At 37.7% G+C, this 12,762-nt stretch carries 11 protein-coding genes, 1 pseudogene and 1 other annotated feature; of the genes and pseudogenes, 7 read left to right on the top strand and 5 right to left on the bottom strand.

Annotated elements, in window-relative coordinates; genetic code table 11:
- The first annotated feature begins 60 nt into the window (after positions 1-60).
- Together IGK53_RS08205 and IGK53_RS08210 are read left to right on the top strand one after the other, a co-directional pair.
- Positions 61-852 carry a DeoR/GlpR family DNA-binding transcription regulator gene (locus tag IGK53_RS08205; protein WP_002329086.1) on the top strand — a complete coding sequence of 264 codons (792 nt, stop codon included), beginning with the start codon at positions 61-63 and terminating at the stop codon, positions 850-852.
- On the top strand, positions 818-1,771 hold the full coding sequence (locus IGK53_RS08210) for a 1-phosphofructokinase family hexose kinase (RefSeq protein WP_002291810.1): 954 nt from the start codon (positions 818-820) through the stop codon (positions 1,769-1,771). The genes IGK53_RS08205 and IGK53_RS08210 overlap by 35 nt, the downstream gene beginning before the upstream one ends.
- A 168-nt stretch (positions 1,772-1,939) precedes the next feature.
- Here IGK53_RS08210 and IGK53_RS08215 read toward each other — a convergent pair whose 3' ends face one another.
- Entirely contained in the window at positions 1,940-2,914 is a 975-nt protein-coding gene (locus IGK53_RS08215; RefSeq protein WP_002329085.1) for an alpha/beta hydrolase, read from the bottom strand.
- Positions 2,915-3,028: 114 nt separating this feature from the next.
- Here IGK53_RS08215 and IGK53_RS08220 point away from each other — a divergent pair, with 114 nt between their 5' ends.
- Complete coding sequence (locus tag IGK53_RS08220) at positions 3,029-3,463, top strand: MerR family transcriptional regulator (RefSeq protein WP_002291805.1); 435 nt, start codon at positions 3,029-3,031, stop codon at positions 3,461-3,463.
- 124 nt (positions 3,464-3,587) lie between these two features.
- Here the strand turns inward: IGK53_RS08220 and IGK53_RS08225 are convergent, their stop codons facing one another.
- Complete coding sequence (locus IGK53_RS08225; protein ID WP_002291803.1) at positions 3,588-4,610, bottom strand: LLM class flavin-dependent oxidoreductase; 1,023 nt, start codon at positions 4,608-4,610, stop codon at positions 3,588-3,590.
- 407 nt (positions 4,611-5,017) lie between these two features.
- Here IGK53_RS08225 and arsC point away from each other — a divergent pair, with 407 nt between their 5' ends.
- From arsC to IGK53_RS08245, 4 genes are all read left to right on the top strand, one after another.
- A complete protein-coding gene (gene arsC / locus IGK53_RS08230) occupies positions 5,018-5,440 on the top strand; it encodes an arsenate reductase (thioredoxin) (RefSeq protein ID WP_002291802.1) in 423 nt (140 codons plus the stop codon).
- A gap of 140 nt (positions 5,441-5,580) precedes the next feature.
- Positions 5,581-5,828, top strand: a binding site (T-box leader).
- 201 nt (positions 5,829-6,029) lie between these two features.
- Positions 6,030-6,581 carry an ECF-type riboflavin transporter substrate-binding protein gene (locus IGK53_RS08235; RefSeq protein WP_002291799.1) on the top strand — a complete coding sequence of 184 codons (552 nt, stop codon included), beginning with the start codon at positions 6,030-6,032 and terminating at the stop codon, positions 6,579-6,581.
- Between the two features lie 16 nt (positions 6,582-6,597).
- A complete protein-coding gene (locus IGK53_RS08240) occupies positions 6,598-8,286 on the top strand; it encodes an ABC transporter ATP-binding protein (RefSeq protein ID WP_002291798.1) in 1,689 nt (562 codons plus the stop codon).
- Positions 8,273-9,106, top strand: a complete 834-nt coding sequence (locus tag IGK53_RS08245) for an energy-coupling factor transporter transmembrane component T family protein (RefSeq protein ID WP_002291797.1) — start codon at positions 8,273-8,275, stop codon at positions 9,104-9,106. Before IGK53_RS08240 ends, IGK53_RS08245 begins: the two co-directional genes overlap by 14 nt.
- Before the next feature lie 237 nt (positions 9,107-9,343).
- Here IGK53_RS08245 and IGK53_RS08250 read toward each other — a convergent pair whose 3' ends face one another.
- From IGK53_RS08250 to IGK53_RS08260, 3 genes and pseudogenes are all read right to left on the bottom strand, one after another.
- Positions 9,344-11,266, bottom strand: coding sequence for a BglG family transcription antiterminator (locus IGK53_RS08250; RefSeq protein ID WP_002291796.1), 1,923 nt, complete (start codon positions 11,264-11,266; stop codon positions 9,344-9,346).
- A gap of 89 nt (positions 11,267-11,355) precedes the next feature.
- Positions 11,356-12,120, bottom strand: coding sequence for a PTS sugar transporter subunit IIA (locus IGK53_RS08255; RefSeq protein ID WP_370531477.1), 765 nt, complete (start codon positions 12,118-12,120; stop codon positions 11,356-11,358).
- Positions 12,097-12,762: pseudogene (locus tag IGK53_RS08260) on the bottom strand (DUF4310 family protein); the annotation flags it as partial. The gene IGK53_RS08255 and the pseudogene IGK53_RS08260, both read right to left, overlap by 24 nt.

The raw sequence follows: 12,762 nt of genomic DNA on the forward strand, positions 1-12,762 counted from the left end.
TATAATCAAGAAGAACAAAGTCGAACAAAAATTGACTTTTATGTTAAAGGAGTAATTCATATGTTGAAAAAAGAAAGACAAGAACGAATCATTACGTTATTAGAGAAAGATTTTTATTTAACTAATTCAGAAATCGCTAACAAATTAGGCGTATCAGAAATGACCATACGCCGAGATGTCACTGAATTAGCAAAAAAAAATAAAGTAAAAAAGCTGTATGGTGGCGTTGAACGAAAGGAACCTTATAATCGAGAACTATCGACTCAAGAAAAGATTGATACGAATGTAGCCGAAAAAAAATATATTGGCCAAGTCATGAACAGTATAATTCCGGATAATTCTACTATTTATGTAGGCGCCGGTACAACGATCCTGTATGCACTCCCTTTCATTCAAAAGAAAAATCTATTTGTAATTACAAATAGTTTGATTGCTTTCAACTATTTGAAGAATCATACTAGTTATCGGATTTTACTTACTGGTGGCGAATTTTCTCCTATTACAGAAGAGTTCATTGGGGAAGTTGCAGAAAGATCTTTTGAAAGTTTGAATGTCGATATCTCTTTCGCTGCAACAAATGGAATATTTGAAAATAATGTCACAACTGCTCAATTTATTGAGGGAAATATTCAAAATGCAGCGCTCAATGCAGCCAAAATCAAATGTATTGTTACAGATTATTCAAAATTAAATAAATCAGATGTCTATACTTTTAGAAAATTAACCGATTTTGATTATCTAATAACCGATAATCATTTATCAGAACAAGATTTCCATCATTATTCAAAATACTTAACCATATTAAAGGAGCCCAAAAATGATACTGACAATCACGATGAACCCATCCATTGATTCCATTTATTTTACAAAACACTTTGAATTAGGTACGATGACACGCTTTGCTTCTCCGGTACGCTATGTAGGCGGCAAGGGAATCAATTGCGGACGAGCATCTGCTTTACTAGGTTCATCAGTTATTTTAACGGGGTTTTTGGGCGGTTATTTTGGCGGTATGATTCAAGATATGCTGCAAAATGAAAATCTGTTTGATTTGCATTTTTTACCTATTGCAGAAGAATCAAGAGGTGCCGTCACCATCATGCATGATGGTGAAACGCAGACAGAACTTGTGGAAGCTGGTCCTAAAATAGCAGATGCTACTATCAAAAAATTAATGAATGATATCAAACAAATCAGTAAAAATAATTACCTTTCAGTCATTACAATAAATGGTTCTGTCAACAATCAAGATCCCTTTTTGTATGCTAAATTATTACAATATATCAAAGAACAAATAGATCCTTCCACCTATATATTAATGGATATATCTGGACAACATCTCCGTGAAGTCTTAGCAAGTAAGTATAAACCGATGTTCATCAAACCTAATATCCATGAGTTTTCAGATATCATCCATCAAAAAATCACTCAAAAAAGCGACATAAAACACCATCTAAAAACAAATCCACTATTTAAAGATATCGATGTCATCATGGTTTCTTGCGGCTCGTATGGTGCAGTAGTCAAAGTAAAAGAAGAATTTTGGAATGTTGAAATCCCTAAGATTCCTATCACGAATACAACAGGCTCTGGGGATGCCACTGTTGGAGGTTTTGCTCATTCATTAGAACAGAATTATCCTTTAAAAGAATGTATAAGGTATGCAATGGCTTGCGGCATGTCGAATGCACAGCAATCAGAAGTCGGGAAAGTTATCCCAGCTGATGTAAAAAATTTAGCAAAAAATATTAAAATCACAGAAATGAAATAAATAGTATAAAGTGAATGATTGTTTACACGAAATGAGACAAAAAGAACTGTGACAAAAAATGTGTCACAGTTCTTTTTTTCGAATAACGGTGTTCTCCTGCCAACTCCTCGGTCACAAGTCACAATATTCAACAAACATGAGAAGCGGCTTTTTCACAACCTCTTTTGGTTACACAAGGTTCTCTTCAAAGAATGTTGCCATTTTTTCAAATGGAATGATATCTGTCTGGTCGTATAGATCTGTATGGGAAGCTTCTGGAATGATCATGAGTTCCTTGTTATCGCCTTTCAGCTCATTGAAAGCATCCTCCCCAAAGTAACGTGAGTGAGCTTTTTCCCCGTGAATGACTAATACTGCATGACGGATTTCTGGAATATAATGCAATAGTTTCGCATTCATAAGTGATAACCCTGATGTCCTATTCCAACCGTCGTTAGAATTTAAAGAACGAACATGGTATCCGCGATCTGTTTTATAATACACATGGTAATCTTTAACAAACTGAGGAGCATCTTCAGGCAATGGGTCAACCACTCCTCCAACACGTGCGTAGTCCCCTTGTTTGAAATCAATGATACGTTGTGCATTTAATTCTTCACGCATTTTATATCGGGCATCTTCATCCATAGCATCGAAGTAGCCATTTGCTGTTACTCGAGTCATATCGTACATTGTTGAGACGACTGTTGCTTTGACCCGTGTATCGATCGCTGCCGCATTCAATGCCATACCTCCCCATCCACAAATACCGATGATTCCGATTCTCTCAGGGTTTACATTTTTTTGTACAGATAAAAAGTCTACTGCCGCTTGAAAATCTTCCGTATTGATATCAGGCGAAGCAACATATCGTGGTACTCCTCCGCTTTCTCCTGTAAACGATGGGTCAAATGCAATCGTTAAAAAGCCTCTTTCAGCCATCGTCTGCGCATATAGACCAGACGATTGTTCCTTTACTGCGCCAAATGGTCCGCTCACAGCAATTGCTGGCAATTTCTCTTCACTTACTTCTTTTGGTACATATAAATCAGCGACTAATGTGATACCGAAACGATTTGGGAAGGTCACCTTTCGATGATTGACTTGCTCGCTTTTTGGAAATACTTTGTCCCATTCTTGGGTGATATTTAATTCTTTACTCATATTCTAAACGCTCCTTTGATCAAAATTGACATTTGTTTTTGAATGTATTATCATGATAAAACTTAAACCTGACTTTAGGTCAAGGATAAAATTTTAATTTAGGAGGATTTTTTTATGTATTCCATTGGACAAGTGTCTGAAATGTTTGGATTGCCTGTTTCTACTTTACGTTATTACGACAAAGAGGGATTATTTCCTGATATCCAGCGTGTTTCCGGTATTAGAAAATTTTCAGAGAGTGAATTAGAGGCTTTGAGAGTCATTGATTGTTTGAAAAAATCTGGTTTAGAAATAAAAGACATCAAGCAATTCATGGAATGGAGCAAAGAAGGCAGTAAGACATTTGCGGTTCGTAAAGAACTATTTGAAAAGCAAAAAGAAGTTGTAGAAGAAGAAATAACAAAATTAGAAAGAGTACTCGCTATGCTAAATTACAAAAGCTGGTACTATGAAGAAGCAATAAAAACCGGCAATGAAGAAGCCGTATTGAAACTGATTCCTGAAGATTTACCCCAACATGTAAAAGAAGCTTATGAACAATCTCACTGAACAAACGGATAACTCACTTTTCTTCTCTATGAACTTCATGAAAACATGAATAAACACCTCTAACTGATTGTTAGAAGTGTTTATTTTTTCACTCAAGTATCCTGCACTTACAGAAATATCCTTTTTACCGCCATCCTAATTCTGGAGCGATATCTTTTACGATTGTTTCAAGCAAGTGCATGTTGTATTCAACGCCTAAAGTATTAGGAATCGTGACAAGTACTGTGTCTGCTTCTTTGATTGCTTCATCTTCAGCTAGCTCCTTGATTAATTGATCAGGTTCACCAGCAAAAGTTTTTCCAAAAATCGTCGGGTTCCGGTGATAAGCAAGATAGCCGACAGCATCTTGTTGCGGACTACGGTCTTGTCCAAATAAGCGTCGATCCAAATCAGTGGTGATTGGCTGGATCGAGCGAGTGACCAATGTTCTTGGTTCAAAATCATGACCTGCCTGCTTCCACGCTTCTTTATACGTACGTAATTGGTTTGCTTGTTGGATATGGAACGGCTCATGGGATTCGTAATTGACTAATGTAGATGATTGCAGATTCATTCCATGTTGTGCTGCCCAGATTGCCGTTTGCTGCGAACCAGCTCCCCACCAGATTCTTTGTCGTAATCCTTCTGAATAAGGCTCGATCCGTAATTTTCCTGATCCTTGTGGGAACATTGGTTGAGGATTTGGTTCTGCAAATGGTTTTCCTTCAAGTAATTCCAAGAATTCAAGGGTGCGTTCCCGTGTCACCTCTTTGATTTCTTCTTCACTGTAATCATACCCAAAGTATTTCCAGCCATCTAGAACTTGTTCAGGTGAACCACGACCCACTCCTAGTTGCACTCTTCCTTGTGTGATGATATCTGTCAATCCGGCATTTTCTGCCATATAATAAGGGTTTTCATAGCGCATATCGATAAGTCCTGTGCCGATTTCGATCTTACTCGTCTTTGCGCCGATTGCCGCTAGCAAAGGAAACGGCGGCCCAATCTGAGGGGCAAAATGATGTACGCGGAAAAACGCTCCGTCTATTCCAATTTTTTCTGCTTCCACTGCTAAATCGATGGATTGCAAATAAGCATCTTGAGCTGTTTTCACGAGCGATCCTTGATCCATCCAATGTCCAAAGCTTAAAAAGCCGATTTTTTTCAAGGTAATGACCTCCTCCAACCCTACAAAAATGGAAGGTTTTTTATTTTTAATATGAACTGATTCTACTACTTTTTTTCTTAAAAGACGAATAATTGTTCTCGCGTCATATTCAAGAAATCTATCGGCTGACTATACCCCTACTTCCTTCATCATCTGCCATGTCTTAATCTCTTTTAATAGTCTTTCCCATCGTTGTTTTTTGACTCAAAATGATTGTTTCTAACGTGTATTTATGGTAAAAAAGACAGGATGAGTTCTTTGTACACATCAATTTATACGCTGAACAAAAAGAAACATATAAACTAAGAAACCCATTGTTTTTTTCGCTCCATCATATAGAGTTTTCTTTAGATAAACAGTTACAATTACTAATCCATAACGTACTAATCCATAACGGAGGAAATCAAATGAAAAAAATCTATTTTTTATGTACGGGTAATTCTTGCCGCAGTCAAATAGCAGAAGGCTACGCGCGTAAATATCTGTCTACTTCAAAGTTTGAGATCAGAAGTGCGGGGATCGAGACACATGGTTTGAATCCAAGAGCTGTAAAAATCATGGCAGAAGACGGCATCGATATTTCCAAACAAACATCTGATTTGATTGATAGAGATTACTTTGCTCAGGCAGACTTGATTATTACACTTTGTGGTGATGCCAAAGACAAGTGCCCTGCCGTTCCAAACAATCACGAACACCTTCACTGGGACCTAAAAGATCCTGCACAAGCTGTCGGGAGCGAAGAAGAAATATTAGCGGAATTCAGAAAAGTCAGAGAAGTAATCAAAACAAAGGTTTCTGACTTAAATCAATATGCTCCAAGTTTATAAAGGAATTCTCAAAAATGTTTTTACAATTAACTGATAAATAGAATTGTTCTCTAGCAAAAACTTCTTCTCTTCTTTTTGCTAGATCAATCGTTCCTCCCGTTGACAAATGGATACTTCTCTGCTATTTTATTAGCAATCAATGAAACGCGATGACAAAGAAAGTAAAGTAATGTTAGATGCCAAAGAGAGTTCCTGCTTGGTGAAAAGGAATGCGTATCTGTTACTTGAAAATGGCTTTTGAGCGGATTTCCCGAATATGTAAGGAAATACGGATGTCTACCGTTAACAAGGCACAGTTTCCAAAAGATGATTTTTTTGGGTACTGATCGAGGTAAAGTCTGTGAGGATTTTATAACCAAAGGTGGTAACGCATATCTATGCCCTTAGCAATTTTTTGCTAGGGCATTTTTTTGTACCCACTTTTGAATCGACTATCGATACTAATAAAGTCCATCCACTACTTGACCTTGGATACTATCGAAAGGAAGTGAATTTTCGGAAAATTTCGAATCATCCAACAAAATTTTGACATGATGTGGTCAAAAATTGGAAATGCGTATTCATAAATAAACAATTGGGGGAAAATAGAATGAATAAAAAATTTACAGTAAAGCATATTGTAGCTATCGGTATCGGAGCAGCTGTCTTCTTTATCTTAAAACGTTTCGTCACCATTCCAACAGGTGTTCCAAATACGGATATTGCGACCGCTTACCCTTTTCTAGCGCTGCTAGGCGTAGTTTACGGGCCAGTCGTTGCAGGATTAGCTGGTTTTATTGGCCATGCACTGGGTGATTTAACTACTTATGGTGCTTGGTGGGCATGGATCATTGCATCTGGGATTTTAGGTGTGTTTTTTGGTTTACTGACCAAACGTATCCCGATTGAAGAAGGCATATTTGGTAAAAAAGAAATCACGCTCTTCCTCGTGGGTGAAACGATTGCCAATTTAGTGACATGGGTGATTATTGCGCCTGTGGGAGATATTTTGATTTATGCAGAGGCCCCAAGTAAAGTCTTCACGCAAGGAATCGTTGCTGGAATCACAAATGCTATTGTGACGGGAATTATCGGCATTATTTTATTGAAAGCTTATGCACAGACAAAAGTCAAAAAAGGAAGTTTGAACAAAGAAGCTTAGAACGTGAGGAACTAAAATGATTGAGTTTCGTAATTTTACATTTCAATATGACAGCCAAGCTGAAGCAACATTAAAAAATATCGATTTGATTATCCATCCTGGGGAAAAAATTTTGATCATAGGACCTAGCGGCTCAGGAAAATCAACTTTGGGAAAATGTTTGAATGGCATCATTCCACAAAATGAAAAAGGAAGTTTTACTGGTCAATTAACGATCAATGGTAAAAATTTCAGTGAATCTTCTATCTATGATCTTTCATTAGAAGTAGGCACCGTTTTACAAGATACTGACAGCCAATTTGTCGGATTAACAGTAGCTGAAGATATCGCTTTTTCTCTTGAAAATGAGATGATCGAACAAAAAGAAATGCAAGAAGCAGTCAATTTCTGGGCAAAAAAGACAAATTTACTGGCCCAATTAGACAAACGTCCGCAAGATCTATCTGGCGGACAAAAGCAGCGGGTAGCAATGGCTGGTGTTTTGATCGATGAAACACCTATTCTCTTGTTTGATGAACCATTAGCTAATCTTGATCCACAGACAGGCTATGAAGCAATCCAGATGATTGACCGTCTCTATCAATCGCAACAATTTACGACAATCATTATTGAACATCGTTTGGAGGAAGTGTTAGCTGCACCAGTCGATCGCGTCATCTTGATTGATGAGGGAAAGATCATTGCGGATATAGCTCCTACTGAATTGCTGAAAAGTGATTTATTGTCGAAGTGCGGAATTCGTGAACCCTTATACATCACAGCATTAAAACGTTCTGGACTCTCATTGACAGAATTCCCAGATTTAACACAAGTCGATCAACTGGTTTCCCCAAAGATTGCTGCTGCTTTAGCAAAACAACAAGGGACTTTTTGTTCTCCTTCTAAAAAGAAAACGCCGCTAGTGACATTGAAAGATGTATCCTTCCACTTCAGTAAGGAACCAATCATCAAAGGAATCGATATAACTCTTCATCAAGGAGAAATGGTTAGTTTAGTCGGACATAATGGAGCAGGAAAATCCACATTGTCCAATCTCATCACCGGTTTCCTTCCTTTCCAAAAAGGCGAACTGTTGTGGAAAGGCCAATCTATCATATCTGAAAGCATCAAAGAGCGCGCAGACAAAATTGGCTATGTACTGCAAAACAGTAACCAAATGCTTTCTAAAAACATAGTTTTTGAAGAAGTTGCTTTGGCTTTAGAAAATCGCGGTGAAGATCCGATAAACATCCAAGAAAAAGTCTTGGAAACTTTGAAAGTATGCGGATTGTATGAATTTCGTAACTGGCCGATTTCAGCGCTGAGCTATGGACAAAAACGACGGGTAGCAGTTGCATCTATATTGGTACTCGAACCAGAATTGCTGATTCTTGATGAACCGACAGCTGGACAAGATTACTATCACTACACTAAAATGATGAAATTTTTGAAAAAATTGAATCAGCAAGGCCTCACGATTTTGATGATCACTCATGATATGCACTTGATGCTGGAATATACAGAACGGACGATTGTTTTGAAAGAAGGACAAATTATTGCAGATGAAATACCTTCGAAGGTACTATCTTCAACCGATTTAGTTACCTCGGCAAGCTTGCGGAAAACTAGTTTGTATCATTTGGCAAAAAGCAATCAGCTGACAGATGCTAGCGGATTCGTTTCGGCTTTTATTCAGCATAAGGGGGACCCTTATGACAGAGAATAATCTCATCGGTTATGTACCGAAAAAAACAATCATCCATCAACTCAGCGGTTTTACCAAACTTTTTTGTTTTCTATTACTTTCGATTATTGGGATGGTCTCTTATGACACACGATTTTTGCTTTGCCTTGCTGTGTTTTCGGTTCTCATTTTTCGGATAGCCAGAATTAGTTATTCTGAGATCTCTTTTGTATTGAAGTTCATTGCTTTTTTCTCCATTTTGAATTTATTGACTGTTTATTTATTTGCCCCAGAATACGGAGTAGCTATCTATGGTACTCGCCATGTCATCTTTGATGGAATCGGTAGATATACGCTCACTCAAGAACAGTTTTTTTATGAATTCAATTTACTGATTAAATATTTCGTTACCATTCCTCCAGGTTTGATTTTTATTTTAACGACGAATCCAAGTGAATTAGCTTCTAGTATCCATCGAATCGGTGGCTCTTATAAAATTGCTTATGCCTTTTCTTTAGCGCTACGCTACATTCCAGATATCCAAGAGGATTTTCGAACGATTTCCAAAGCCCAGCAAGCACGAGGAAATGAACTCTCTGGTAAAGCCTCTCTCATGAAACGGGTACGAGGAAATTTGACGATTGCGATCCCATTGATTTTTTCTAGTTTAGAACGTATTGAGATGATTTCTTCTGCCATGGAACTTCGGCGTTTTGGAAAGAAAAAAGGACGGACATGGCTGTCGGCAAAACCATTGCAACGGAATGATTATCTTGCACTATTTCTCGTTGTCCTTTTTTGTTCAATAGGGATTTTATTAGTGATCCTAAATGACGGACGATTCTATAATCCATTTCATTAAATAGAGGTTGTGGAAAAGATGTTCTGCATCAAGTAATAAGTCCAGCCAAACAAAAACAGCGTTTCATGTTTTTGAATTGGCTGGACTTATTACCGCAGGTGCAAGCTTTTGAACACCGTTATTCGGAAGAAGGAACTGTAACAAGATTTTTGTTACAGTCCCTTTGTATTTAGTTTTTCAACTTCAAATAAATAGATAGAATTATTATAAATATAAAGGCAGTTTTTTAATATCTGCTTATTCATAACTAGACAACAAGGTTAAAATCTCTAGTGGATGATTGGATTGCATCAACTGTGCCATTTGTTCTGGCTGCTTTTCTAAATAGTGAATAACAGAAAAAATTTTTTTGAACTCTGCATGTTTCAAATCCTTTCTCTTTATTGCTAACAGCAGTACGATACGTATCTGTTCCCCATGCCATAGGACTGGTTCTTTCATTGTTGCAATAGAAATCATCGAATGTTTTACATACAGCGGATTACCGTGAGGAATCGTTACAAATGGTGCCACTCTAGTACTGGCGTGACGGTCTCGTTCCAAGACAGAATCGACGAATTCCGGCTCCACATAATGATGTTCTACTAAGACATTCCCCATAAAATTTAAAATATCTACTGGGTCAGTCCATTCAAGCTGAGGAAAGATCAAAAATAGATGAGTAAAGCTTGCTAGATCAAACGTTTTTTTCTTCTTGATAGGTACACGTTCCAGCATATATTTTGTCAAATAGGCCAGATCAGTTTCTGTGATCATTGGTGAAATCTCGATTACTGGAATATTTTCATATTTAAACGGTAATGTAGTCAAAATAAAATCAACAGGTGGAAAATCTTCCCTCTCTAGTTCTGGCTTATATTCAATTAAATCTATAATCGTTAATTCCGGAAGTTCTCTGTTCAGCCGTGCTTCAAGAAAAGTAGCCATAGCTTTTGAATATTCACTGACTAGAACTGTTTGGTATCTTTTACTTTTCTGATGTTTGTGTCGCTCGATCGCCGCTTGGAAATGGATCGTTAAATAAGCTGTCTCATCTTGCGGAACATAAAAATTTTCTTTCTCAAAATAATCTTCTAGAATCAACTGTAAAACTAAAAAAAGTTGTGTGTACGTACTAAATACATTTTTCGTCAGTGGATTAGAAATCTGCAAGCCATAATGGAGTCGAAAATAGGTCGAAGATAAATGAGACCTTAAGTTTTGTTTCAGTAACTGATCTTCTTTCAATGAATAACCTAAAAACTGCTCCACTTGTACAATCAAATGATCAGCAAGTGTACTAGATTCCTTTTGAAATCGTGTGGCTGCTTGTGAGTTTGTAAAAAGATTGGCGATACGCAAAGCCAGATAATTGATTTCATCAGGAGAAAATTCAATTGGGTAAATAGTGGCTAGTTTTGCTAAGATCTGACTACTTAACTGCTGTGCTTGGGTATGCTCAACGACTTCATTTTCGTCTTTACTTAATTTCACTTTCTGGTACTGTTTCATTTGCTCAAGCATAAAATAGATATGAATCTCCACACTAGCCAGTCCTCCTGGCTGTTCCAGATGATTTTCATAGAAAACTTCTTTTAATGTATGTTGGATGACTTTTAATGTATCTTTGGCAAAAAACTCTTTCAACGAAGGACTTTGCGGATCTTCTTTCTGCATATTGCGTAGCGTCTTAACAAGCAGCTGTCTTTTTTCTTGTTCATCGCCTTTAAGAAAAGTGCCAAGTTTTGTTTTGGATACTAGCTGTAAATGATGGTACTCAAAAAAGCTTTTCAGCTCTGTCAATTCTTTACGAATCGTACGTTTTCCAACATATAGTTTTTCTGAAAGCTCTTCAAGACTAAATCCGTCTTTTGCTACTAGCAGATGGAAAATCAATAATTGACGAAGCTGGTTTTTATCCATTTCTGTTTGTGCCTCTTCATTAAGCACTCGTTTCAATTGTTCCTTTTCGTGAGGCAGACCATTCAACAAGATCCCTGTCCCCTTTTTTCTTTCAATCATCAAAGGCAGCTGTTTGTCTCTGAACCAAGTTTCAATGACATTCAAATCGCTATGAACCGTTCTTTCCGACACATGGAAATGCTCTGCTAGCTTTTTTATTGTGATATAATTATTCGTTTCAATTAATTGGTAAATCAAAGATTGCTGACGCTGATTCATAATAAGCAGAAACTCCCTTCCAAATAAAAAATCGATCATGATAACACATCTATTATGTCTCATCACGGTCGATTTTTCATCTTATGTTATTACATTTCACTTAATAATTGGTGAACCGCTGCTTTATCTGGCGCATCCATCAATGCTTGACGGAAATCATCATCCATCAATTTACGTGAAAGACGTTGCAGTATTTTCAAGTGCATATCTCCTTGGCTGTTTTCAGGTACAGCAATCATAAAGATCATATGTGCAAGTTTTCCATCTAAAGAATGCCACTCTACTCCATCTTGACTTCTGGCAAAAGCCACTGTTGGTTTAAGAACATAAGCTGATTTTCCGTGTGGAATAGCGATTCCCATACCGATTCCCGTCGTACTTTCCTTTTCTCTATCATAGATGACTTCTTTAAACCCGTTTTTATCTGTGATAGCCGCTGTTTTTTCTAAACGTTGGACTAAATCTTCGATTACTCCGTCTTTTGTTGTTGCTGTTTCTCCTAGAACGATGGCTTCATCTGACATAATCTCCGTAATAGAATCAAAAGTTTCAGTTTTCGTATAAACATCACTTGTTTCAGTCTCTGATAGATCTGCTACTGTCACACCATTTGCTGCAGCAACTGCAGTATGTTGTAATGTTGGTTTCAAAATTCTTAACATTAACACAGTGACAGCAATACCTGCAATCACTGCTACAAAAAACATGGCTACATGATCGACTGCTCCTAAAACTGCTACGATTGGACCGCCATGAGCGACATGATCTGTCACTCCTGAAAGCATTGCGATGACACTTCCTGTCATCGCTCCGACTACAATATTTACTGCCGGGAAGATTGCTCCTAAAATCATTGCTCCTAAAATAGCACCTCCAGCAATTGGTTTTTTCCAAGCATAGAATCCTAGTGCTCCTAATGTAGCGCCAATGCCGATTGGAATAGATGCTGCACACGCGCTTAATATAATTAATGGACCCAAAAAACGTCCAGATGAATTTCCTGCCCCCATCATGACGTCAGCACCAAAAATGGAATTTGATTGATTGATCGTAAATTTACGAATCAAGACAATGATGCCACCAACAATCAAACCTAGAACCAAACCAGTCAATAAAGAGAGTGCAAAATTATCGATTGGTGCCGCTATTTTCATACTTAAGAGAATTGCTGGTACCCCAATTCCGATCCCAGTTAGGATCGAACCGCCTAAGTTCAAGATCCCAACTAAAGAGCCTTCTAAAATTCTGGCAAATAAGAAACTAGCACCAAACGCTGCCGCTGCGCCATAGGATCCGCCATCCAGCCCGGCTTTTAACATCGCCACGATCGAAACTTCATTGAATGCACCCACACCATACATCACATACATGTGTGTTCCTGCAAATACAGCAGCGGACATAATTCCTACGATTAGCGGAAAAGACCAGTCTGCAAACCAAAAGCTCTTTTGCCGCTTTACTTCTAATACTTTTGCTTGTTCTTCTGTTGTCTCCAT

Origin of the sequence: Enterococcus sp. DIV1224, from assembly GCF_050555455.1 — a bacterium.
In the GTDB taxonomy this organism is placed as follows: domain Bacteria; phylum Bacillota; class Bacilli; order Lactobacillales; family Enterococcaceae; genus Enterococcus_B; species Enterococcus_B lactis.